General features: G+C 63.9%; 21 protein-coding genes. 7 read left to right on the plus strand and 14 right to left on the minus strand.

Going from position 1 to position 22,023, the window contains the following annotated elements; genetic code table 11:
• Window positions 1-128 precede the first annotated feature (128 nt).
• Window positions 129-488: a hypothetical protein gene (locus GJ698_RS02520; RefSeq protein ID WP_154355995.1), complete on the plus strand. Its 360-nt coding sequence runs from the start codon at window positions 129-131 to the stop codon at window positions 486-488.
• Here GJ698_RS02520 and ldcA read toward each other — a convergent pair.
• From ldcA to queE, 5 genes are read right to left on the minus strand one after another with little or no spacing between them, the layout of a single operon-like run.
• A complete protein-coding gene (gene ldcA, locus GJ698_RS02525) occupies window positions 463-1,386 on the minus strand; it encodes a muramoyltetrapeptide carboxypeptidase (protein ID WP_154355996.1) in 924 nt (307 codons plus the stop codon). The two genes, GJ698_RS02520 and ldcA, sit on opposite strands and share 26 nt — an antisense overlap.
• Before the next feature lie 10 nt (window positions 1,387-1,396).
• Complete coding sequence (locus tag GJ698_RS02530) at window positions 1,397-2,338, minus strand: alpha/beta fold hydrolase (RefSeq protein ID WP_154355997.1); 942 nt, start codon at window positions 2,336-2,338, stop codon at window positions 1,397-1,399.
• 41 nt (window positions 2,339-2,379) lie between these two features.
• Complete coding sequence (gene tadA / locus GJ698_RS02535; protein WP_229259794.1) at window positions 2,380-2,862, minus strand: tRNA adenosine(34) deaminase TadA; 483 nt, start codon at window positions 2,860-2,862, stop codon at window positions 2,380-2,382.
• Window positions 2,852-3,301: a 6-carboxytetrahydropterin synthase QueD gene (queD, locus tag GJ698_RS02540; protein ID WP_154355998.1), complete on the minus strand. Its 450-nt coding sequence runs from the start codon at window positions 3,299-3,301 to the stop codon at window positions 2,852-2,854. Before queD ends, tadA begins: the two co-directional genes overlap by 11 nt.
• A 3-nt stretch (window positions 3,302-3,304) precedes the next feature.
• Window positions 3,305-3,940: a 7-carboxy-7-deazaguanine synthase gene (queE, locus tag GJ698_RS02545; RefSeq protein ID WP_371865106.1), complete on the minus strand. Its 636-nt coding sequence runs from the start codon at window positions 3,938-3,940 to the stop codon at window positions 3,305-3,307.
• Between the two features lie 142 nt (window positions 3,941-4,082).
• Between queE and GJ698_RS02550 the strand changes: the two genes are divergently transcribed.
• Complete coding sequence (locus GJ698_RS02550) at window positions 4,083-4,856, plus strand: sensor histidine kinase (RefSeq protein WP_154355999.1); 774 nt, start codon at window positions 4,083-4,085, stop codon at window positions 4,854-4,856.
• A gap of 15 nt (window positions 4,857-4,871) precedes the next feature.
• Window positions 4,872-5,861 (plus strand): GGDEF domain-containing protein, encoded by a 990-nt coding sequence (locus GJ698_RS02555; protein ID WP_229259795.1) that lies wholly within the window; start codon window positions 4,872-4,874, stop codon window positions 5,859-5,861.
• On the opposite strand, the gene GJ698_RS02560 is transcribed toward GJ698_RS02555, so the two are convergent.
• The 3 genes from GJ698_RS02560 to GJ698_RS02570 form a co-directional block, all read right to left on the minus strand.
• Window positions 5,858-7,570 carry a DUF4214 domain-containing protein gene (locus GJ698_RS02560; RefSeq protein WP_154356000.1) on the minus strand — a complete coding sequence of 571 codons (1,713 nt, stop codon included), beginning with the start codon at window positions 7,568-7,570 and terminating at the stop codon, window positions 5,858-5,860. The genes GJ698_RS02555 and GJ698_RS02560 overlap by 4 nt on opposite strands.
• A 98-nt stretch (window positions 7,571-7,668) precedes the next feature.
• Window positions 7,669-7,917: a hypothetical protein gene (locus GJ698_RS02565; RefSeq protein WP_154356001.1), complete on the minus strand. Its 249-nt coding sequence runs from the start codon at window positions 7,915-7,917 to the stop codon at window positions 7,669-7,671.
• Window positions 7,917-8,702 (minus strand): DNA/RNA non-specific endonuclease, encoded by a 786-nt coding sequence (locus tag GJ698_RS02570; RefSeq protein WP_154356002.1) that lies wholly within the window; start codon window positions 8,700-8,702, stop codon window positions 7,917-7,919. Before GJ698_RS02570 ends, GJ698_RS02565 begins: the two co-directional genes overlap by 1 nt.
• A gap of 290 nt (window positions 8,703-8,992) precedes the next feature.
• On the opposite strand from GJ698_RS02570, the gene GJ698_RS31235 reads away from it, so the two are divergent.
• Window positions 8,993-10,603: a methyl-accepting chemotaxis protein gene (locus tag GJ698_RS31235; protein WP_154356003.1), complete on the plus strand. Its 1,611-nt coding sequence runs from the start codon at window positions 8,993-8,995 to the stop codon at window positions 10,601-10,603.
• Here GJ698_RS31235 and GJ698_RS02580 read toward each other — a convergent pair.
• Window positions 10,572-11,756, minus strand: coding sequence for a glycosyltransferase (locus GJ698_RS02580; RefSeq protein ID WP_154356004.1), 1,185 nt, complete (start codon window positions 11,754-11,756; stop codon window positions 10,572-10,574). The genes GJ698_RS31235 and GJ698_RS02580 overlap by 32 nt on opposite strands.
• Window position 11,757: 1 nt before the next feature.
• Window positions 11,758-12,411 (minus strand): HAD family hydrolase, encoded by a 654-nt coding sequence (locus GJ698_RS02585; protein ID WP_154356005.1) that lies wholly within the window; start codon window positions 12,409-12,411, stop codon window positions 11,758-11,760.
• A 123-nt stretch (window positions 12,412-12,534) separates the two neighbouring features.
• Between GJ698_RS02585 and GJ698_RS02590 the strand changes: the two genes are divergently transcribed.
• Window positions 12,535-14,883 (plus strand): sensor domain-containing diguanylate cyclase, encoded by a 2,349-nt coding sequence (locus GJ698_RS02590; protein ID WP_229259796.1) that lies wholly within the window; start codon window positions 12,535-12,537, stop codon window positions 14,881-14,883.
• On the opposite strand, the gene GJ698_RS02595 is transcribed toward GJ698_RS02590, so the two are convergent.
• Both GJ698_RS02595 and GJ698_RS02600 read right to left on the minus strand, forming a co-directional pair.
• Window positions 14,880-15,518, minus strand: a complete 639-nt coding sequence (locus GJ698_RS02595) for an FABP family protein (RefSeq protein ID WP_154356006.1) — start codon at window positions 15,516-15,518, stop codon at window positions 14,880-14,882. The genes GJ698_RS02590 and GJ698_RS02595 overlap by 4 nt on opposite strands.
• A gap of 57 nt (window positions 15,519-15,575) precedes the next feature.
• Complete coding sequence (locus GJ698_RS02600; protein ID WP_154356007.1) at window positions 15,576-16,541, minus strand: MBL fold metallo-hydrolase; 966 nt, start codon at window positions 16,539-16,541, stop codon at window positions 15,576-15,578.
• Between the two features lie 131 nt (window positions 16,542-16,672).
• On the opposite strand from GJ698_RS02600, the gene GJ698_RS02605 reads away from it, so the two are divergent.
• Window positions 16,673-17,971: an NCS2 family permease gene (locus GJ698_RS02605; protein ID WP_154356008.1), complete on the plus strand. Its 1,299-nt coding sequence runs from the start codon at window positions 16,673-16,675 to the stop codon at window positions 17,969-17,971.
• Here the strand turns inward: GJ698_RS02605 and GJ698_RS02610 are convergent.
• A complete protein-coding gene (locus tag GJ698_RS02610) occupies window positions 17,956-19,323 on the minus strand; it encodes a TRAFs-binding domain-containing protein (RefSeq protein ID WP_154356009.1) in 1,368 nt (455 codons plus the stop codon). The two genes, GJ698_RS02605 and GJ698_RS02610, sit on opposite strands and share 16 nt — an antisense overlap.
• Before the next feature lie 144 nt (window positions 19,324-19,467).
• Here GJ698_RS02610 and GJ698_RS02615 point away from each other — a divergent pair, with 144 nt between their 5' ends.
• Window positions 19,468-21,741: a DUF4062 domain-containing protein gene (locus GJ698_RS02615; RefSeq protein WP_166454789.1), complete on the plus strand. Its 2,274-nt coding sequence runs from the start codon at window positions 19,468-19,470 to the stop codon at window positions 21,739-21,741.
• Here the strand turns inward: GJ698_RS02615 and GJ698_RS02620 are convergent.
• Window positions 21,695-22,015: a hypothetical protein gene (locus tag GJ698_RS02620; RefSeq protein WP_154356011.1), complete on the minus strand. Its 321-nt coding sequence runs from the start codon at window positions 22,013-22,015 to the stop codon at window positions 21,695-21,697. The two genes, GJ698_RS02615 and GJ698_RS02620, sit on opposite strands and share 47 nt — an antisense overlap.
• Between the last annotated feature and the right edge of the window lie 8 nt (window positions 22,016-22,023).

Here is a 22,023-nt window from a genome sequence, read left to right on the forward strand (position 1 = left end):
ATTATACAGCAAGCAGGCCAGATCGCGTGTAAGCCCATATAAAACAAGCACTTACACCAGCTTAATACACCTCAAATCACCGCCGGACGCGGATTGACAGTGTACTGGACCCGACGCAGACTAGGCCGATGGATACGCCGTCAATCAAAGATTATGTGGACGCCAGCCGCGACCAGATCGCCGCTCAAACGCGCGCGTATTACGGCATGACTCACTTCCGGCTGGCCGAAATGGAGGCGCACATCATCGCTCGTCTTGCCGAGATGGAAACTCGGCTATTGCGCGGCCAAGCCGAGGTACTCAAATGGTGCATCGGCATCATGCTCACCGGCCTGGCGATCATCATGACCGTCACCACCTCGATATCCGTCTATCTTTACACCTCCACCCAAGGCCAGATTCAGTCCCTCGCCCAGAATGTCGATGCACTGGGGCGCGAAGTTCGCGCCTTGCGGCCGGCCATCAACCCAGGGTCGGATAATCGCTGATCGTCAGGTCGAATGCGCGTTCGGTGGACACCAGGTGCGCGCCGCCGCCGTATGGCAGGGTGGCGCGTTCCTTGATGTGGCCGAACGGCAGGCCGGTCAGCACCGGGATCGGCAGCCGCTCGCGCAGGTAGGCCAGCATGGCGTCGAAGTCATAGCCGTTGTCCAGCGGCGCCAGCTTGTAGCCGGAGAAATCGCCCAGCACCAGCGCGCGCTGGCCGTCCAGCGCGCCGGCATAAAACAGTTGCAGCACCATGCGCTCGACGCGGTACGGATGTTCGCTGATGTCCTCGATGAAGCAAATCCCGCCCTCCAGCGCCTGGAAATACGGTGTGCCGAGCAGGCTCACCATCATCGCCAGATTGCCGCCCCACAGCTTGCCGCTGACGTCCACCACCGGATTGTCCGCCACGCCCTCGGCAACCGCGCCGCGCACCGTGTGCACCGGTCCGCGCAGGCAATCCCAGAACTGGTTCAGCGTGTACGCTACCGGCTCGTCGCGGATAAAATCGTCGCAGATCATCGGACCGCCAAAGCTGATGCGGCCGGTCTGCTTCAGCAGCGGCATCTGGAACGCCGTGAAATCGCTGTAGCCGACAAACAGCTTGCCGCTGTCCGCCATCTGGTGAAAATCGATCATCGGCAGCAGACGCGACATGCCGTAGGAGCCGCGCAGCGCGATCACCACCTGCACCTGCGGGTCCGCCGCCGCCGCGTTCAGCTGCGCCAGACGCCATTCATCCGTGCCGCCGAAGCGCTGGAAGCGCTTGTCGTCGTCATAGTAGTTGTGGACCAGGAAGCCTTGCTGTTCAAGGCGCTGCACGCCGCGCTGAAGCGCGTCGTTGTCCGGCGCGCGGCCGCTGGGTGCGGCAATCGCGATGCCGATTTGTGGAGTGCTCAAAATATCTCTGTCAGTGATGGGTGCCGCTGCCCGCCCGATGCGGAGCCAGCGGAGGAAGTTCCGCCGTCATATTACCGCGCAGGTGTTGGTCGAGCAAGGCAAGCAGGCGTTCGATCAGCTGCTGCGGCAAGTCGTGTCCCATGCCTTCGATGATGTGCAGGCGCGCGCCCGGTATCGCCTGCGCCGTGTCGACGCCGCAGGCCACCGGCAGCAGCGGATCGGCGGCGCCGTGGATCACCATGGCCGGACAGCGTATCTTGCGCAACAGCGCCGTGCGGTCGCCGGCCGCCACGACGGCCACCATCTGCCGCGCCACGCCGTCCGGATTGGCGCCACGGTCGATCGCCCGCTCGATATTGGCGCGCATCACGCGCTCCGGCGTCGGGAACGACGGACTGCCGATCACCTTGTACACATTAACGATGCGGTCCACCGTCGCCTTGCGGTCGCTCGGATCGCCGGACCGCATCATCGCGTTGCGCGCGGACGCGGTCGGCCCCGGCAAGCCGCGCCGGCCGCTGGTGGACATGATGGAGGTGAGGCTGAGTGTACGGTCCGGGAAACGCGCCGCCATAATCTGGGCAATCATGCCGCCCATGGAAACGCCGACCAGGTGCGCGCGTGCCAGGCCCAGCGCGTCGAGCAAGGCGACGGCGTCGTCGGCCATATCGTAAAGAGTGTAGGCGGTCGCCTGTTTCAGGCCGACCAGGGACTTCAGATAAGCCCAGACCAGGTTGGGCTTCTTGTGCTGGCGCATCTTGGTGGACAGGCCGATATCGCGGTTGTCGAAGCGGATCACGTAATAACCCTGCTCCACCAGCCCATCGACCATATCCTTCGGCCAGGCGATCAGCTGCATGCCCAACCCCATGATCAGCAGCACCGGCGGATCAACCGGATTCCCACTGGTTTCGTAGGCAATCGTGATGCCGTTTGCTTGCACGCTGGCCAAGGCTGTCTCCCAAATCACACTTGGGATTTAGCATACCATTTTTATTCCTGCGTGGCGCGTCTGGCTGCTGTCGCGGCGGCGCGACGGGCGGCGAAGAAGTTCTTCAGCATGGCGCCGCACTCCTCCGCCATCACGCCGCCGACGATTTCGGTGTGGTGATTCAGCTGCTCCTGCTCGAACAGGTTGACGACCGAGCCGCAGGCGCCGGTCTTCGGATCGGTGGCGCCGTACACCACCTTGGCCAGGCGCGCGTGCATCATCGCGCCCGAGCACATCACGCACGGTTCCAACGTCACATACAGCTCGCAGCCCGGCAAACGGTAATTGCCCAGCTTTTCGGCGGCCGCGCGCAAGGCGACAATTTCCGCGTGCGCGGTCGGATCGTGCTTGCCGATCGGCTGGTTGCAGCCGACGGCGATCACCTCGCCATCCTTGACGACGACGGCGCCAACCGGCACCTCGCCCAGGTCCCACGCTTGCTGCGCCTGTTCCAGCGCCAGCTGCATGTAGGTGTCAGGCACCATCGGTGATCTCGGCCCAGCAGTTCGGGGTTTCGTGCAGCACCAGCTTGTGCAGGTGCAGGCCGGTGCCGTAGCGGTCCTTGTAGGCCGCCTTCAGGATGCCGAACGCCACCTGCGCCAGGTTTTCCACGGTCGGGATGCGGTCGATCACCACGGTCTTGTGGTCCGGCAGCGATGCCAGGAAATCACGCACCGACGCATCCTTCTCATAGACGATGAAGGCGTGGTCCCAGACGTCGACCAGGTGTTCCTTGGCCAGCGCCTTGATGTCCGAAAAGTCCATGATCATGCCGTTGTCGGAATTGCCCTCGACGTCGATGATGTTGCCGGTCAGGGTGATTTCCAGCGTGTAGCGGTGGCCGTGCAGGTTGCGGCACTGGCTCTTGTGGTCGGGAATACGGTGGCCGGCGTCGAATTCCAGCTTGCGGGTAATGGTCAGCATTAATTATGGTATCTGTAAAAGTTTATGGGTTTGCAAGCTCAGCTTCCACTTCGGGTTGCGCTTGCAGGTCTCGATCGCCAGCCTGGTGTTGAATTCGGCCAGCGGGCCGTCCATGGCCTGCACGAAGAAATTCTCGAAGTCCAGCTGCTCGTAGACCGACAGATCCTGGTTGGTCTGCGGGATCACGACCTTGATTTCACTGCCCTTCCTGACCACCAGTTCCGACCCCATTTTCGGGCTGACGCAGATCCAGTCCACGCCTTCCGGCACCGGCAGGGTACCGTTGGTTTCAATCGCAATGGTGAAGCCGACCGCGTGCATGGCGTCGATCAGCGGCTTGTCCAGTTGCAGCAGCGGCTCGCCGCCGGTGAACACCACGTACTTGCTGGCGGTATAAGTTTCCGGCCACAGCGCGTTGATGGTCGCGGCCAGTTGTTCAGGCGTCTTGAACTTGCCGCCGCCTTCGCCGTCGGTGCCGACAAAGTCGGTATCGCAGAACTGGCAAATGGCGCTGGCGCGGTCGCTCTCGCGGCCGGTCCACAGGTTGCAGCCGGAAAAGCGGCAGAACACCGCCGGGCGGCCGGCGTGGGCGCCCTCACCCTGCAACGTGTAGAAAATCTCTTTGATGCTGTAAGTCACGATAGTTCCTGATAGGACAACCCTCGATTATATCTCACGCTGCGGATTTCCGGATAGCAGCACCTGAAGTTGACATTTCACAATGCTTCCGCAAGACAAGCACGCTAAGGTCATCGGTGGGTCCACCCTGGGACGATACACCATGAGCTATGCGCCTTCTCTCCTCGAAATCGACGTCGTCTGCGCCAGCTTCTGCGCGGCGGCCCTCGCCGCCTGCCTGTGGCTATGGTGGCGACAGCGCGGCGACATGCGCCGCGCCCTGGCCGACGCCCGCCGCCAGGTGGCGCGTCTCAGCGCCACCCAGCAATCGCTGCGTGACGCCGACCGCCGCCGCATCGCGCGCGACCTGCACGATGACCTGGGCCAGCGCCTGATGGCTCTCAGCATAGACGCAGCCGCCCTGGCGCGCCAGTATCCCGCATTGAAAACGCCGCTGGCCGCGCTGGAACAACGCATCCAGCACGCCACCCGGGCCATGCGCGCCATCATCCGCGACTTGCCGGACGAGGCGCTGGAATCCGGACTGGAAGGCGCGGTGCAGCAGCAGATCGACCAGTTCTCCCGGCTGAGCGGCATTCGCTGCCGGCTGGACGCCGCACCCGAAGTCTTTGCCGCCGCGCCGGAGGTCGGCGTCGGCCACGTAGTCTACCGCGTGCTGCAGGAATCGCTGAGCAACATCGTGCGGCACGCGCAGGCGTCCGAAGTCTGCGTCGGCCTGTGCCGCCAGGAGCACAGCCTGAGCCTGACCGTGCGCGACAACGGCATCGGCCTGGCGCAGCAGCTAGCCGGCGCCGGCCGCCGGGGCCACGGCCTGCGCGGCATCGCCCAGCGCGTGGCGGAGGCCGGCGGCCGCTTCGACATCGCCAGCACGCCGGGCGTCGGCACGGCGCTGACCATGTCCTTCCCTCTTCCCTGAAAACCAAGGCGCGCCATGACCGGAACACAAAAAATCCAGCACGTGATGGAATTTTCGCAGGCAGACCAGCAGCACGGCTTTGCCCTCAAGCTGATGGAACTGCTGGTGATCCCCACCTTTGTCATCGACACGCAATGCCGGGTCATCATCTGGAACCGCGCCTGCGAGCGCCTGACCGGCGTGCCGGCGTGGGAAGTGCTGGGCACCGCCGATCACTGGAAGAGTTTTTACGAAGAACAACGCCCCACGCTGGCCGACCTGGTGATCCAGGGCCGCAGCGCCGAACTGCACCGGCTGTACCGCCAGCACGCGCGCCGCCACGAGGCCGACAACAACCTGTGCGCGGAAAACTGGTGCGACATGCCGCGCGTAGGCCGGCGCCGCTACCTGGCGGCCGACGCCAGCCCGATCTTCGACAGCGAAGGCAAGCTGGTGGCGGTGGTGGAAACGCTGCGCGACGTCACCGACGAAAAGCGCGCGCAGGTGGCGCTGGAACAGCTGGCCACGCGCGACGGCCTGACCGGCCTGGCCAATCGCCGCTGCTTCGACGACACCTTGAACGCCGAATGGCAGCGCGCGCTGCGCAACCAGCAGCCGCTATCGCTGCTGATGGTGGATGTCGACAACTTCAAGCAGTACAACGACGCCTACGGCCACCTGGGCGGCGACGAATGCCTGCAACGCATCGCCAGCGCCGTCTCCAGCGAGATGCGGGCCAACGACCTGGTGGCGCGTTACGGCGGGGAGGAATTCGCCGTCATCCTGCCGAATCAGTCGCTCAAGGGAGCGGCCATCGTGGCCGAGCGCATCCGCTGCCGGGTCGAACAGCTGCGGCTGCCCAACCTGGGCAGCAAGCAGCATGTGGTGACGGTGAGCATAGGCGCGGCGACCGCGCTGGCGGCGCCAGAAAACGATCCCAGTCAGTTGGTGGCAACGGCCGACTCGGCGCTCTACCGCGCCAAGCACATGGGCCGCAACCGCATCAGCCTGCCGGGAGCGGATTAGGCGTGGTAAGGCGTGTAGGGAATGCCGACCGGGATGACGTGACTCATCAGCTCAATGCCTTCCGCCGATTCCGAGAAGCCGACCAGCAGCGCTGCACGCGACATTCCATGAGACAACGCGTTCAGCCACAATTGAAGGCCGGCGGCATCCGGTGCGCGGTGCAGCACGTTGTTGTACAACAACGTAACAAAAGTGTTATCGGTGCTATTGGCGCCGTAAATGCGCACAAATTCATCGCTGCCCACGAAGCCGGCCGCGAGCGACACCAGATCGTAACCGTTGTCCATCTTCGGCAGGAAGAATCCCATGCCGGCATCGTCCGGTGCGCGGTTGAGTGCCGCGTTATACAGGCGATAGATGCTGCCGGCGGTGCCATTGACATCCAGCGCCAGGCCGCCATCGGCAAATTCCAGGCGTTCCACGCCAGTCAGCAGGTCGGTGACGCCGCTGCCGCTCAAATCTTTCAGTGTCACCGTCGCGCCGCTGGCCGACAGCGAGTAATTGGTCACGCTGCCGCTCAGTTTCAGCGTATCCACGCCCGCGCCGCCGAACACCAGCTGGTTGCCGGAACCGGCGGTCAGCACATCGTTGCCGGCCGTGCCGGACACCAACGCGTTGTAGCTGGACAGCTGAATGGTGGCGTCGCTGAATTGCAGCTTGGCGATGCCCTGCAAGGTATCGACGCCGTCGCCGCTGACGGTCAGCGTGTTGATGCTGCCGCTCAGCGTGTAGGACGCCAGCGCTTTGCCGAACACCACGGTATCGCTGCCGCCGTTGCCGGTGATCTGGTCGTTGCCGGCGCCCTCGTAAATCACGTCATTGCCGGCGCCGCCGGTGATGACATTGCCCGCCGCATTGGCGTAGATGGTCGAGCCGCCGCTGCCGGCAATGGCGCGCTCAATCGTCACGTTGTAAGCGATCGAAATATTGTTGTAGCCCGGCGCGGTGGAGCTGAAGGTGCCGGCGTTCAGATTGATGACCGTGGCGTCGGTGCAGGCGGAAAAATCGAAGGTGTCGGCGCCGCCCGCATCCCAGATGCATTGCAGCGCCGCATCCTTGCTGAAGCTGTAGGTGTCGGCGCCGGTGTGGTAGCTCATGTTCGCGCCATACAGGTACTGCATGGCCTGGATGTCGTACAGCATCGGCGTGATGCCGTAATTGCCGTTCAGCTTGAAGCCCGAACCGACGTTGTAGGACATCTGCGAGTAATCAATATTGTCGGTAGCGGCCGGCAGGAACGGGCCGTCGATATCGCCACCTGCGGAATTGTAGTTGCCCGGATGCTTCAGCCCGAGCGTATGGCCAAGCTCGTGGATCAGCACCGCGATGCCGAAATCGCCGGCGGCAAAGCTGAAGTTGAAGGCATCCTTGTTATTGGTGTACAGCTGGACGGAGTTGACGCCGTCCGGCAGATAGGCGTAGCCGCTGCTGTTGTTGCCCTGGTCATTGGTGCCCAGCTGGATATCGCCATTCGACGCCACCTCGCGGAAGGTGATGTTGGCCACTGCCGCCCAGGTGGCCAGCGCGGTGCGCACGCCCTGCTGCTGCGTCGCAGTCATCGCGGCGAAGCCGCTGGCGTCTTCGGCGGTGGCGTCGGCCGGCACGCTGGTCAAAAAACTGTAGGTCAGGCTGACCGGCTGGCCCGCCTTGCTGTTCCAGCTGCTGTAGACCAGCGAGTCGATCGAATTATTTCCGGTTGTGAGGCTCATGACGCAGTCTTCAGGCTGTTAAACAAGTCTTGGGAGAATACCACTCCTGCGCCCCATTGACGTATGGTTTACACAAAAGGATGCTTTCACGCAACAAGTCAGTTAAAAGGATTGGCAACAATGGTATTGGCGGCCGGCGGCAGCGTGGCCGGCAAGGGCTGCGCTTCCAGCTTGGCGACCACATCGGCAAGCAGCAGCTGCAGCGTGCGGGCGTTGGCCAGGCCGGCCTGGTCGGCGGTCAGGTCGATATCGCCGCTGAGGGTGATGCGGTCGAGGCGGTTTTCCACCGTCAGGCCGCCGACATGCAGCACGTCCGACTCATTTTTATACGGCACAAATTTGCTCATTACTTGCTCCCGTCTTTACGTTGACGCACTTTCGGCACGCGCAGCAACACGCTTTTCTGCGCCGGCGTCAGCGACGGCAGCAGATTGATGCCCACCTTGTCTTCCAGCTGGGCGATGCTCAGCATCTCATACTGCGCGCCGTCGCGGTTCTCGATGAAGAAGGCGGCGCCGGCCTGCTGGCGCGGGCTGTACACCAGTTTATACACATGGCTCGGCACCAGCACATTGCCCACCTTGCGCAGATTGCCGCCGATGAAGGCCGGACCGGTAATCACGTACAGGTCGCCCTCCTTCTGCGCCATCTTGCGCACCACGCCTTCGATGCCGGCCCAGATGTGACGGTTCACATCGCCGTCCTGCGGCACCATGTTGGCAAGCGTGAAGCTTTCGTGCTGCGTCTCGCGGTCCGGCATGTCGCCGTTCGGCGCCATATGGCCGCGGTCGTAGCCGCTACGGGCGTAATCGGACAGCTCGGCGCGGGCACTCGCCGGCAACCGCTCTTCGGGATGGAAGGAATTCTCGCGCGACAGGGTCTTGGCGGCATCGACGTTTTGCGCCGTCAGATGCTCGGCCGACCACAGCGGCGTGCGGGTGATCCCGGAATGCATGACGCCGAACACGCCGTAGCACAGCTCGGTGGTGGCGGCAGCCATCCTGGTGTTGCGGATTTCCGGCAGGCGGCCGTCGACGTAGAAAGCCGGGCATTCGCCGGCGGCAGCCAGGCCGACGGCCAGCAGGCCGCACGCCAGCGTGGCGGCGGCCACGGAACGCTGAATCAGTTGCATAGTTTCCTAGTGTTGATGAGGTCGGCGGCATTCTAGCGGAGCACCCAAGAAACAAAAAGGGCTGGCGTTCAATCGAACGCCAGCCCTCTCAAAACATCCAGCCCTACCAAGGCAATGTTTTATTTCAAATGCGGCAACACTGCTTGCAATTATACATCTGGACAGGGGTGCTTTACAAGCTGTTGCACGCCATGGAACTATATTAATTCCTTCAAGGAATATTACTAGGCTGGCATGTATTTTCCGACTAAACTTTGCGTTCTCACTGGCAACGATAACTATAACGAATTATGAATATATCCAATCTGAAGATCGGTCACCGGCTTACCATCGCGTTCTCGCTGTCCACCCTGTTGATGGCGATAGTGGTGACGGTTGGCGCCTTGGGTTTGCGCGCCACCAGCAACGAAATCAATCTGACGATCGAAGACCGCTACATGAAAATCGGTCTGTTGAATGACGTGAAAGACCATGTGTCGCAACAGTCGCGCGGCCTGCGCGACCTGCTGCTGGTCGACGCCTCCGAAGCCGGCGCCGAATACGCCGCCATCGCCCAGCGCAGCCAGGAAATCGGCGCCCTGCTCGACAAGCTGGGCGGCGTGCTGCACCAGCCAAAAGGACTGGCGCTGTTCAAGGAACTCGGCGACGCCCGCGCCGCCTATTCGCCGCTGCGCGACCAGATGGTCAACGCCGTCAAATCCGGCAACAAGGAAGCCGCCGCCACCCTGCTGCTGCAAAAAGTGCGGCCGGCACAAGCGGCCTATATCGCGGCGCTGGACAAGCTGATCGAATTCCAGGTGCAGCTGATGCGCGACTCCAGTGACAACGCACAGCACACCGCCAGCGTCTCCAGCATGCTGATGATCGCACTGGGCGTGGCCGGCGCAGCATTGGGCCTGTTCGCCGGCTGGTATGTCACGCGCAGCATTGTGCGGCCGATCAGCTACGCGGTGCGCATCGCGCGCACGGTGGCCGGCGGCGACCTCCGCTCGGACATCCAGGTACGCACCCGCGATGAAGTCGGCCAGCTGTCCGCCGCGCTGCGCGAAATGAACGCCAGCCTGATCGGCATCGTCTCCGAAGTCCGCAAGGGCACGGATTCGATCGGCACCGCGTCGGCCGAAATCGCCGCCGGCAATCTGGATCTGTCGGCGCGCACCGAACGCCAGGCCGGCTCGCTGGAAGAAACCGCATCGTCGATGGAGGAGCTGACGTCCACCGTCAAGCTGAACGCCTCCAACGCCAACCAGGCCAACCAGCTGGCGCGATCGGCCTCCGACGTCGCCGGCAAAGGCGGCGCAGTGGTGGCGCAGGTGGTGGACACCATGGCGTCGATCAACGCCTCGTCGCGCAAGATCGTCGACATCATCGGCGTGATTGATGGTATCGCCTTCCAGACCAATATCCTGGCGCTGAACGCCGCCGTGGAAGCGGCGCGCGCCGGCGAACAGGGACGCGGCTTCGCGGTGGTGGCCACCGAAGTGCGCAACCTCGCGCAGCGCTCGGCCGCCGCCGCCAAGGAGATCAAGGAACTGATCGGGGACTCGGTCGACAAGGTCGATGCCGGCGCGCGCCTGGTCGACGAAGCCGGCGCCACGATGGAAGAAATCGTCGCCAGCGTGCGCCGCGTTACCGACATCATGGGCGAAATCGCCTCCGCCAGCCAGGAGCAGCTGTCCGGCATTGAGCACATCAACGGCGCCATCACGGAGATGGATCAGACCACGCAGCAGAACGCCGCGCTGGTGGAACAGGCGTCCGCCGCCGCCGTGACCATGCAGGAACAGGCCACGCATCTGGTGGACGCGGTCAGCGTCTTCAAGCTGGATGGCGCCAGCGCTGGCGCGCCAGGCGCGCACCGCCGCAGCGCTAGGCCAGATGCCGTTCTAGCAGCGCCGTAAGCTGCGCATTCATCCGCCGCTGGTCGAAGTCCCGGTGGCGCGCGGCGAAGGCCCGCGCCGCCGCGCCAAAGCGCGCATCGTCCAGCATGCCGCGCACCGCCGCGCGCCAGTCCGATGCGGGCGTCAACAAGGCCGCGTTATAGCCGGCGCCGGACATGGCGACGCGGCGCGCGGTGAGGAATTGTTCGGTGTGCGACGGCAGCATCAGCAACGGCACGCCGGCCAGCAGCGCCTGCGCCAGCGTGGCCTCGCCCGCGTGGCAGACGCACAGCTCGGCAGCCGCCAGCGTCGGCGCCAGCGACAGCGGCGCATCGGCATACAGCAAGCGTTCGCTGACCACGGGCGGCTGCGCGCCGGCCGCCACTTCCGGCACATAGGCCAGCACGCGGCAGCCCTCTTCCACCAATGCCTTCAGCACCGCGCCATGCGCCGGATGCGATGCCTTCAGATAGGCGTACACCCTGGCGCCCTCGCCCTCTGGCCAGTGCGGCGCGATGCCGCCGCCATCGACGAAGTTCGGTCCCAGCCACTGTTCGCCGGCCGCCTCGCGCGCATAGTGATCCAGCTCCGGCCAGGTGCACAGCAGCGGCAAGTCGCCGACGAAGACATCCGCCGCCTGCACGTAAGGCGCGGCGCCAAACGCCGCCAGCACCGCATTGGCGGTCGCCAGCATGCGCGCTGCCGACGCTTCCAGGCGCCCGGCGGGCGCCTGCTGCAAGGCCGGCAGCGGCTGTCCGCGCGGCGGCGTGTTGAAGCCATTGCCCACCGACGCGGTGCGCAAGCCCATGCTGCGCGCGGCCAGCAAGGCGGTCGGCGCAAAGTCGGCCACCACCATGTCCGGCTGCAGCAGCGCGAACATCGCGCGCCAGCCTGCCACCACGCCATGCAGCGCGGCAGGCTCCAGGTAACCGCACCGGAACAGGATCTCCGCCAGATTGCCTGGCGTCGGCAGCCCGACCGCATCATGCAGCCACACCGGCGCCTGCAACTTCGGCACCTCCAGGTCCGCCAGCAGCGCGTGCGTGTGCATCAGATCGCGCAAACTCATGGTCACGCGGTGGCCGCGCGCCAGCAAGGCTTGCGCCAGCATCTTCAGGCGGCCGGCGTGTCCCAGTCCGCCGCCCAGCTCCCAGCACAGGTGGATGTGCGCCATGTCAGGCCTCGGCCATCAGGGCTTCCACCTCGGCCCGCACCTGCGCCATGGTGTCGACCACGCGCCAGGCGCCGGGAAAATCGTGGTGCCGCGTCAGCGCATTGCGCAGGATGATGCAGCGGATGCCGGCCGCCGTCGCCGCCTGCAGGCCGCGCGGCGAATCCTCGACCACCAGCGCTTCGTCGGCGCGCACGCCCAGGCGCTGCAATCCCAGCAGATACGGCTCGGGCGACGGTTTGCTGTGCGTGTACGACTCGTGCGTCAGCACGAATTCAAAATGCTGGCGCAGATCCAGGCGCTGGTGGATGATGTCGAAATGGTCGCTATTTGAGCTGGTTACCACGCCCATGCGCAGGCGCGGCACCAGCGCGGCCAGCACCTCGGCCACGCCGTCGATGGCGGGAATGTGTTCGGACGCCAGTCGCGCCGCGTAACGCACATTGCGCCCGCTGCGTTCCGCGTCCATTTGCTCCGCCGTCAGTTGCGGCTCCAGCAGATGCCATGCGCCGCAGTTATCGGCCAGATACCAGTCGAAAAAATGCTGCGCGCTGAGTTCCAGGCCGAAGGGGCGGAACAACTCCTGGTTGGCCTCGTAAAACAGCTGTTCGGTATCGACCAGCACCCCATCGTTATCCCACAAAATCGCCCGCAGCATAATCCGCATCCCTTGTAAAGAACGGCACGCCGACTGTGGCGCGGCCGCAGCGCGCATTGTACCTGCTGGTTTTGCCCATCAGGGTATGACATACTGAATTCACCGCAGATCACCATCCGCAACATGGCCGTTTTTGCAACGCTACCGCGCAGCCTCAAATTCCGCATGACCGTGGTGGTGGTCATGCTGGTGCTGGCGGCCACGCTGATCGTCACGCTGGTGGCGCTGCTGCTGGCCGAACGCGACATGAAAAGCGTGATCGGCAACCAGCAGTTCGCGCTGCTGTCCTCCGCCGCCGCACAGGTCGATGCGCAAATCGCCGCGCGCAAGGTGCTGCTGGCCACCCTGGCCGACACCATTCCGCGCGAAGCCGGCAACGACGCCGCCGCCATGCAGGCCTTTGTCGATCGCAACCCGGTGGCGCGCAAGGAGTTCCTCAACCTGCACATCTTCAATCGCCAGGGCATGCTGCTGCGTACCGAAGGCGAGCATGTTGAAGCCACGCCGACGCTCAATCCGCGCACCCGCGCCTACCTGGAAGGCGCGCTGGCCGCCGGCAAGGCAGTGATCTCGCCGCCATACAAAAGCGTGCTGACCGGCCTGCCCTCCTTCATGATCCTGCAGCCGGTGCGCGACGCGCAGGGCCGCACCCTGATGCTGCTGGGCGGGAGCATCGACCTGACCAACTCCGTATTCCTGGAGCAGATCGCCGAACAAAAGCCCGGCGAGACGGGCTTCATGTTCATCATGACCACCGGTGGCATTCTGCTGCACCATCCCGACCACAAGCGCCTGCTGGAACACATCAATGCGCGTCCCGGCTATAACCGCGCCACCGAGATGGCGCTGCGCGGCTTTGAAGGCTGGACCGAAGCTGTCAACAAGGAAGGCAGCGAAGGCATCTACGCGTACAAGCACCTGCAATCGACCGACTGGATCATCGGCGTCCGCTTCCCGGTCGATGAAGCGTTCGCGCCGATGATCCAGATGCGCCGGCACGCGATGCTGGCGGCCGCCGTCTTCGCCGCGATTGCCGGCGTGATGGCGTGGCTGGCGATCCAGACCCTGTTCAAGCCGCTCGGCAGCCTGCACCGCAACATCAGCGACATCCGCAGCGGCGCGGCCGGCATCGGCATACTGCAACGCCAGGGCGACGATGAAATCGGCGAATTGAGCGCCGCATTCCACGAGATGATGGCCGAACGCCAGCTGTATGAACAGCAGATCGCCGCCAGCGAAAAGCGCCTGCGCACCATCGCCGACAGCCTGCCCGCCATCGTCGCCTACATCGACAGCGACCTGCGCTACCGCTTCACCAATGAGCATTTCCGCCACCTGATGGGCCTCGACCCGCGCAGCATGCTGGGCAAGACCATCGCCGAAGTGATGGGCAAGGAATTTGCGGCCGGCGTGGCCTGCTTCAACGAAGCGGCGCTGCGCGGCCAGCGCGTGCACTATGAGCGCGAGGGCTACCACAATGGCTCCCTGCGCCAGATGATGGGCGACATGGTGCCCGACATCGCCGCCGACGGCAGCGTGTCCGGCTTCTACCTGATGGCGCTCGACATCACCGAGCGCAAAACCGCCGAGCTGCAGCAGGCCGCCAGCGAAAAGCGCCTCAAGCTGCTGACCGATAACCTGCCGGTGCTGATCGCCTACCTGGACCATGAGCGCAAGTTCCAGTTCATGAACGCGACCTTCCAGCACTGGTTCGGCATCGATCCGCAAACGCTGATCGGCCGCCATCTGATCGACGGCATCGGCAACGAGCAATACCATCTCGCCGAACCGCACCTGGACCAGGCTTACCAGGGCCAGGCCGCCACCTACGAGCTGCAGGCGCGCATCGGCGACGACCTGCACACGCTGGAAACCACTTTCCTGCCGGAGCTGGGACCGAAAGGCAAGGTGCTCGGCATCTATTCGCTGACGCACGACACCACGCGCATGAAGGAAATCGAGCAGCGCCTGACGCAGCTGGCACGGATCGACAGCCTGACCTGCATCGCCAACCGCCTGATGTTCGAAGAACTGCTGCCGCTGGCCATTGCCCGTGCGCGGCGCAACCGCAAGCCGCTGGCGCTGGCCTACCTGGACATCGACTACTTCAAGGAGATCAACGACACGCTGGGCCACGGCGCCGGCGACCAGGTGCTGAAGGAATTCGCCGACCGCCTGATCGCCAGCGTGCGCGCGTCGGACACGGTGGCGCGCCTGGCCGGCGACGAATTCGTCATCGTCTTCGAGCAGGTGGCGAATGGGGAGGAAGCGGCCCGGCTGGCGGGCAAGATCGTCGATGCGATGCACGCGCCGTTCACGCTGCAGGGCGCGCCGCACCACGTCACCACCAGCATCGGGCTGGCACTGCATGAAGGCGATGACGAAACGCCGGCGGGGCTGCTGGCGCGCGCCGACAGCGCGCTGTACGCGGCCAAGCGCGATGGCCGCGATCGATACACGGTGGCCGATTAAGCCGGCACGCCGCTGGCCAGCGGATTAGGCAGCGGATCGGCCACGCGGTGCAGCAGGTTGCGGTCGGTATGGTGGAACTCTTCCTCGCCGCGCAGCAGCATCACGGTGTCTTCCTCGTAGCCCCAGGTGCCGTCGTCGTTGATGGTGACCTTGATGCGGTACTCGGTGGTCTTGAAGCCATATTCCAGGAATGGGTTGGAACGGATGCCGTAGGTATCGGACTCCAGCCGCGCCACCAGTTCGAATTGCTTTGCGTCGGGTTCCACCACGGCCGACGCCATGGCGATCTGGCCGCGCGGGATGCCCAGCGTCTGGATCACGGTCTTGGTCTTCGGCTCCCACAGCCAGTAGCCCACCTGCTCGTGGTAGGTCTTGACGTTGTCCGGCTTGTTGATGATGATCAGGTAGCGCAGGCCGTAGAACAGCTGCGGACCGTTGGTGACCGGGTCGATCGGATACAGTTCGATGCGCTCGACATACGCCTGCTTGCGCGCGCCGTCCGCCTTCGGCTTGGTATCCAGTCCGCGCTCACCCTTCCAGATCCCGGCCATCGGCGTCAGCGGCCCGAGGTTGTTCAAGGTGTTGACGTCGACCGGCGACGGTTCGGTGTAGATATCGGTGGAAAACTCGGTCATGCGTGGTCCTGTGATGTGATGGAGATGATGCAGCCGCTATTGTAAGGCGTAAGGCGGCTACAGCGTGATTTCCATGCCGTCGTAGGCCGAGACGATCTCCAGCGGCGCCTCGCAGGTCACCTCGGCATAGCGCCGCGTTTCGGCCAGCACCCGCGAAATCCGCGCATCGTCGTAGATGGGTTCATGATGGAACAGGCACAGCTGGCGCACACCTGCCAATTGGCAGAGCTCCACCCCCACCACACTGCTGGAATGGCCCCAGTCGGCCTTGGCGGAGATCGAGTCCTCCAGCGTGTACATGGCGTCGAAGATCACCAGGTCCGCATCGCGGAAGAAGTCGACGAAGGCCGCGTGCTCGCTGGCGTTATCCAGTTTGTGTTCGGAGTCGGTGCTGTAGACCATGGCCTTGCCGCCCTGCTCCAGCCGGTAGCCGTAGGAGTCGCCGGCATGCAGCTGCAGCTTGGCGGTCACCGTCACGTCGCGCAGCTGCAACGGCACGCCGGGCGTCATCTGCACAAACTCGATGGTCGCCGGCAGTTCATCGAACGGCACCGGAAAGCTGATCGGCTCCTGCTGGCGGCGGAACGCCGTCTCCAGCTCCCGGTGGCAGCCGTAGATGATGATGCGGTTGCCCGGTATATAAGCCGGCGTAAAGAACGGGAAGCCCATGATGTGGTCCCAGTGCAGGTGCGACATGAACACATGGTAGGTCTGCGGCTGGCCCGGACCGTAGTGCGCCAGCTTGGCGCCGGCCAGCGGCCGCACGCCCGAGCCCAGGTCGAGGATGATGTGCTCGTGGACGCCGGCATGCCACGCCTCCACCTCCACGCAGCTGGAATTGCCGCCGTAGGTGCCGCGCACGTCGAAGCTCAGCTCATGGTCTACATAATCGGCCACCTTGCCCGGCGTATCCAGGTTGCGGCCGATCGCCCCCTCCAGCGCCGTCACCAGCTTGGCGCGGATTTGTTTGTGATTGAGCGCGACCGGCAGCGAACCGCGCGCGCCCCAGATGCGTGCCTTCATGCGGCGTCCAGGTCAGAGTATGTAAGACAACTAATTTTGCATTATTACATCTTTTTACGCATTTGGCACCTCCGGGTTGTGCGGCCATCCGTGCTATTCTTCGCCCTCGATGTCTTAGCAGGAGCGCGCGCATGCCGTCACTTCAACAATTTTTCAAGCTCGCTGAACACGGCAGCAACGTCCGGACCGAGGTTGTGGCCGGGGTCACCACCTTCCTGACGATGGCGTACATCATCTTCGTCAATCCCGCGATCCTGGGCGACGCCGGCGTGCCGAAGGACGCCGTATTCGTCGCCACCTGCCTGGCCGCCGCGCTGGGCACCATCATCATGGGGCTGTACGCCAACTACCCGATCGGCATGGCGCCGGGCATGGGACTGAACGCCTACTTCGCCTACGCCGTGGTGCTGGGCATGGGCGTGCCGTGGCAGTCCGCGCTGGGCGCGGTGTTCATTTCCGGCTGCCTGTTCATCATCGTCAGCCTGTTCAAGGTGCGCGAACATATCGTCAACGGCATACCGCATTCGCTGAGAGTGGCGATCACCGTCGGCCTGGGCCTGTTCCTGGCGCTGATCGCGATGAAGAGCGCCGGCCTGGTGGTGGCCAATCCCGAAACGCTGGTGCGCGTGGGCGACATGCACAATCCGCACACCATCATGGCCATCTTCGGCTTCCTGCTGATCGTCACGCTGGACCGCCTGAAGGTGCCGGGCGCGCTGTTGATCGGCATCGTCGCCGTCACGGTTTTGAGCTTTTTCTTCGGCGGGAATACCTTCCATGGCTTCGTCTCGCTGCCGCCGTCGATCGCGCCGACCTTGCTGCACCTGGACCTGCAAGGCGCGCTGAATCTGGGCCTGTTCAATGTGGTACTGGTGTTCTTCCTGGTTGAATTGTTCGACGCCACCGGCACGCTGATGGGCGTTGCCTCGCGTGCGGGCCTGCTGGTGAATGGCCGCATGCAGCGCCTGAACAAGGCGCTGCTGGCCGACAGTTGCGCCATCGTCGCCGGCTCCATGCTCGGCACTTCCAGCACCACCGCCTACCTGGAAAGCGCGGCTGGCGTGCAGGCCGGCGGCCGTACCGGCCTGACTGCGGTGACGGTGGCGGTGTTGTTCCTGGCGGCTTTGTTCTTCGCGCCGATCGCCGGTGTAGTGCCGGCCTACGCCACGGCGCCGGCGCTGCTGTTCGTCGCCTGCCTGATGCTGCGCGACCTGGTCGACGTCGACTGGAGCGACACCACCGAAAGCGTCCCGGCCGCGATTACCGCGCTGGTGATCCCGTTCACCTACTCCATCGCGCACGGTATCGCCTTCGGCTTCATCACCTACGCCGGCCTGAAACTGCTGACCGGCCAGGCGCGCCAGGTCAAGCCGGTGGTGTGGGTGATCGCCGTCGTGTTCCTGATCAAATACACCTACGTCACAGCCTGAGCGGCCGCGACACCTGCGCGGCGCGCCAGCGTGCCGATAATCGCCTCCAGCCATGCATGCGGTTCGCCGCGCTGCGCGCGTGCGGCTTGCAGCGCGACCAGATTGGCCAGCGTTGATTTCAGATTCCATGGGTCGCGCGCTTCGGCCAGCGCATTCTCCATGGCCTGCTGCGCTGTCCGCGCGTCACGCATCACCACCGCCAGCTCCAGCCGGGTGGCGTAGTCCCAATACCCGGCCTGGCCCGAGGCTATGCGGCGCTCCACCGCATAGCGCACCACCGGCATCAACTGCTCGCGACGCGTATCCTCCGGATCGCGCAACTCCATCAGCGTCAACGCGTTAATGCCTGGATAAGCGTCACGCCAGTCGCACTCAAAGCCGCGCAGATAGGTGTCGACGGCTTTTCCCAATGCGCCGCGCGCCTCGCACTCCTCGCCGGCCTGCACCGCTGCTGCCCAACGGTCCTTGTAGACGCGCCCCAGCAATCCCAGCGTTTCGCTGGCCGGGCCATGCTGCGCGATCAACCCGAGCAGCACCTGTTCGGCGCGGTCACTGTCGCCGGCACGGTTCAAGGCGAAAGCCAGTTGCTGCTGCACCAGCAACGACTCCGCCAACGGTCTTGCCATTTCCGCGATCAAACCCACCATCGGCTGCCATGCCTCCAGTGCGCGATAGGACAACAACAGATCGATCATCACGCCGCCTTCCACATCCGGCAAACCGCCAATTTTTCCAGCCAGGGCGTCTTCAACCGCTTGCAGCGCCGCCAGGCCTTGCTTGCGAGCCTGCTTCAAACGCTCTTTCATTTTGGCCGAATAGGCAACCCGGCTGCGGAAGGTATCGGTCTTGACTTCATGCGGATCCGGATAGCCCTCCACCATCTGGTACAGCGGACTGTCGACCGCCTGTTGGCGCGCCGCCAACAGGCGGTCGCGCAGCCTGGTCACATCCTCATCCACGCGGCAGGGCAAGCCGCGCTGGTCCAGGCTATATGGCAGACCGCGCAGCGGCCGTACATCGAACGGCATGTCGGCGCAGTGGTCCTTGGCGAAAATCAGCGCCGTGCTGGCCGCCTTGGCCGCGTGCCGCACACCCAGCTCATAGAACACATTCGGATTAGCCGTCGTCAGATCGGCCACAGCGTAGGGGCACAGCACCAACCGTTCAAACATCGGCTTATGGATAACGCCATCGACCATTTCATGATCGGCCCGCAGCGGCTCCAGGCCGGCCGCCACAATGGCGGGGGCAATGATTTTGTCATAGACGAGGTCGAAATTGATGAGGCGGCCATCCCTGGTGTTTTTTTCGCCAAATGGCATCAGTACAAAACAAAGCGGGTGCTGCGTCATAGTGTGGCTCCTTGAGTTTCATCAAAAGAAATTTTACTCTATTCGCAAGTAATTTATTTCCCTGATACAATAAATAAGTTCATAAAGAATTTATTTATTGTAAATTTCCAGCGGAGTCAGACTTTGACGATACAGAAGACATCGGTGTTTATTTCTTCCCGATTCAGCGAATTCTCCGGCTTGCGGAAGCTGCTGGCGCATAAACTCCGCGAAGTCGAGCTGCATGTCATCGAACTTGACGACAACGGCGCCGACGATCGCCCGCCTCCCGAATTCTGCGTCGGCCTGATCAAACATGCGGAGCTGGTAGTGCTGATACTGGGCGACTCCTATGGCCCCCTGGCCGAAGGGCATGAACTCAGTCATACCCATCTCGAATACCGCGCCTCGCAGGACGCCGACAGCGACGCCCGCGTGCTGCCCTACTTCGTCCAAGCTGTTCCGGGCATGGTGCAGGATGCGGCGCAGGAACAGTTTCGCCAGGAGGTGCAGCGCAACCATCGTACGGCGGAACATGTGCGTCCTCAGGAGGAACAGGCGTGGGCTGAACTGGCGAGCGCGATTTTCAACGACATCTTGCGCACGCTTCTCGAACTGAAATTTCAGGAAGCGGGCCAGGGCGACGACGATCTGGACTACGCCAGCGGTGAAGAGGCTAATGCCGAACTGCAGCGCCTGCAGAATCTGCGCCAGCAGCCGATGTCCGAACTGGCTTCCATGCTGGCGCCGCTGGCCATCGATTCGACGGTGGACGCGCTGTCCCAACCGCGCGCACTGGAAGCTTATGAACAAATGAAGGAAGCCCGCTTCGCGCTGCAAATCGGCGAGCGCCGCATCGCTGAACGCCACCTGCGTTGCGCCGTCGATCTGCGTCCGCTCGATCCTGCCGCCGCCGAATGGCTGGCGCGGGTGCTGGTCAGCGGCGGCCGCAGGAAGTCCGCGCTGGAGGCGGTCACCCTGGCCGATCGCGCCGCCCGCATCTACGCCAAGACGGAGCAATCGCTGCGCGCCGCCGCGTCGCTGGTGCTGGCCGCGCGCGCCAGCGCCGACTACGACCATGCCCTGGCCATCGACTACGCCAGGGCTGCGGTCGAACAGGCCGGATGGTATGCGCAAACCCACTTCGAGCTGGCGCGCCAGCTGTCGATGGCAAACCAGGCAGACGGTGCGCTGGCCAGCCTGGATCGCGCATTCAACTGCCATCCGCCTATTATCGAAGGTGTCTACAACGATCCCGCCTTCGAAAAGAATCGCGAGGCGGTGGATGGCCTGATCCGCGACATGCATCAGCGTGTCGGTTCCGTCATCACCGGGGTAACGGCATCGGAAACGGCCATGGCCAAGCGCCTGGGACTCGCCCCGCGCAATACCCGCGACCTGTCCGCCGACGCCCGCCTGTGGCGCCGCGTGTATGCCTGTCGCGATGCGGTACGGCGCCAGATGCGCGAACTGCAAAACCTGGCAGCCAGCTATGTATCCAGCGTGGCGCTGAATGCGCCAAACGACGCCGCGTCGCCAGTCTATGTGCTTGAGGCGGCGGCGCTAAGCCTGCACATGCAGGACGCATTGGAAATCAGCTTCCTGGTATCCGCCGGCGCCAGCGTGGAAGCAGGCAAGCCAGTGTTTCGCTACCGTAGCGCCAATTCGCGCACCAGCCATACATGGCATGCGCCGGTCGGCATGAAGCTGGTGTGGACGGCGCGCACCACATCCCTGCACGCCAGCGACCGGGTGCTGACCTGGAGTCCACTGCCCGAGTACACCAGCGCCGCCGAATACCGTAATCTGCAGGCCAGCGCTCAACGGGCATTGGCACAAGCACAGCACCGGAATGCACATCTGGGAATCCAAAAAACTACGGTCGGCCGCAAGTTGATGGCTGGCTTGGCGGCCATCTGTGCGGGCGCCGCCTCTGCCTATCTGCTGCGCGCGCAGACGGCGCCGGCCATGTTGCTGGGCATGGCGACGCTATACACGGCCTACCTGTGCAATCAATTGCGGCATCAGCATGTGGCGCTGCGTGGCGCGCTCAGCGAATGCGTGCGGCACATCGCCAATGAGGAACGACAGATCGGCGAAGCCCAGCGCAATCTGGACGCGCTGCGGCGAATCGAAAACGATCGGCTCGAACTGCTGCGCGAGATGGTGGCCATGTTCGAGCGGCAGTCGCTGTCGCTGGTCTCGGTCAGCATGCCGTTCCAGGGACTGCGCTCGGCGCGAACCGGCGATTGGGTGATCGTCGCGCTGTCGTCCGCCAAAAACTACGCGAAGGAGCTCGGTCTTGCACTGGAAGTACGGGAAGACGCGAATCTGCATGCGCAATCGGGCAAGCTGTCGCTGCACCGCGTGGCACATCGCAGCAACAGTGAGATTATCCTGGAGCGAACCTCCGCCTACCTGCCGCCACGTCAGGCATAGCTCCGGCGTCGGTGCGGGAAACAACCAGCACCGGCATTTCGCGTATGGGCAGAATGCCGATGAGGTTGTGCAGCCGCATGCGGCATAAGGTCAGAATATCCTCCTCCTGCGCCGCTAGATGCATGCGCACCTCCATGCCGCCCGGCGTGGCGGTGGTGCGCAGCCCGCGCAGTTCAATATCCAGCCGCCGCACCACCTGTAACGCCGCTTCCAACGTGGCGATGGGCGCATCGGGTTCGATGCAGAAGCGGTAGCTTTTTTGTGTCGTGTCCATGCTCACAG

It is taken from the genome of Duganella aquatilis, assembly GCF_009674565.1.
Taxonomy (GTDB): domain Bacteria; phylum Pseudomonadota; class Gammaproteobacteria; order Burkholderiales; family Burkholderiaceae_D; genus Rugamonas; species Rugamonas aquatilis.

Bases quoted from the DNA above. Each gene is read 5' to 3' on its own strand.
- GJ698_RS31235 (WP_154356003.1), top strand. From the start codon at position 8,993: ATGAATATATCCAATCTGAAGATCGGTCACCGGCTTACCATCGCGTTC.
- GJ698_RS02610 (WP_154356009.1), bottom strand. From the start codon at position 19,323: ATGACGCAGCACCCGCTTTGTTTTGTACTGATGCCATTTGGCGAAAAA.
- GJ698_RS02620 (WP_154356011.1), bottom strand. From the start codon at position 22,015: ATGGACACGACACAAAAAAGCTACCGCTTCTGCATCGAACCCGATGCG.
- GJ698_RS02590 (WP_229259796.1), top strand. From the start codon at position 12,535: ATGGCCGTTTTTGCAACGCTACCGCGCAGCCTCAAATTCCGCATGACC.
- GJ698_RS02520 (WP_154355995.1), top strand. From the start codon at position 129: ATGGATACGCCGTCAATCAAAGATTATGTGGACGCCAGCCGCGACCAG.
- GJ698_RS02585 (WP_154356005.1), bottom strand. From the start codon at position 12,411: ATGCTGCGGGCGATTTTGTGGGATAACGATGGGGTGCTGGTCGATACC.
- GJ698_RS02565 (WP_154356001.1), bottom strand. From the start codon at position 7,917: ATGAGCAAATTTGTGCCGTATAAAAATGAGTCGGACGTGCTGCATGTC.
- GJ698_RS02600 (WP_154356007.1), bottom strand. From the start codon at position 16,541: ATGAAGGCACGCATCTGGGGCGCGCGCGGTTCGCTGCCGGTCGCGCTC.
- GJ698_RS02555 (WP_229259795.1), top strand. From the start codon at position 4,872: ATGACCGGAACACAAAAAATCCAGCACGTGATGGAATTTTCGCAGGCA.
- GJ698_RS02595 (WP_154356006.1), bottom strand. From the start codon at position 15,518: ATGACCGAGTTTTCCACCGATATCTACACCGAACCGTCGCCGGTCGAC.
- GJ698_RS02560 (WP_154356000.1), bottom strand. From the start codon at position 7,570: ATGAGCCTCACAACCGGAAATAATTCGATCGACTCGCTGGTCTACAGC.
- GJ698_RS02580 (WP_154356004.1), bottom strand. From the start codon at position 11,756: ATGGCGCACATCCACCTGTGCTGGGAGCTGGGCGGCGGACTGGGACAC.
- tadA (WP_229259794.1), bottom strand. From the start codon at position 2,862: ATGGTGCCTGACACCTACATGCAGCTGGCGCTGGAACAGGCGCAGCAA.
- GJ698_RS02570 (WP_154356002.1), bottom strand. From the start codon at position 8,702: ATGCAACTGATTCAGCGTTCCGTGGCCGCCGCCACGCTGGCGTGCGGC.
- GJ698_RS02550 (WP_154355999.1), top strand. From the start codon at position 4,083: ATGAGCTATGCGCCTTCTCTCCTCGAAATCGACGTCGTCTGCGCCAGC.
- GJ698_RS02605 (WP_154356008.1), top strand. From the start codon at position 16,673: ATGCCGTCACTTCAACAATTTTTCAAGCTCGCTGAACACGGCAGCAAC.
- queD (WP_154355998.1), bottom strand. From the start codon at position 3,301: ATGCTGACCATTACCCGCAAGCTGGAATTCGACGCCGGCCACCGTATT.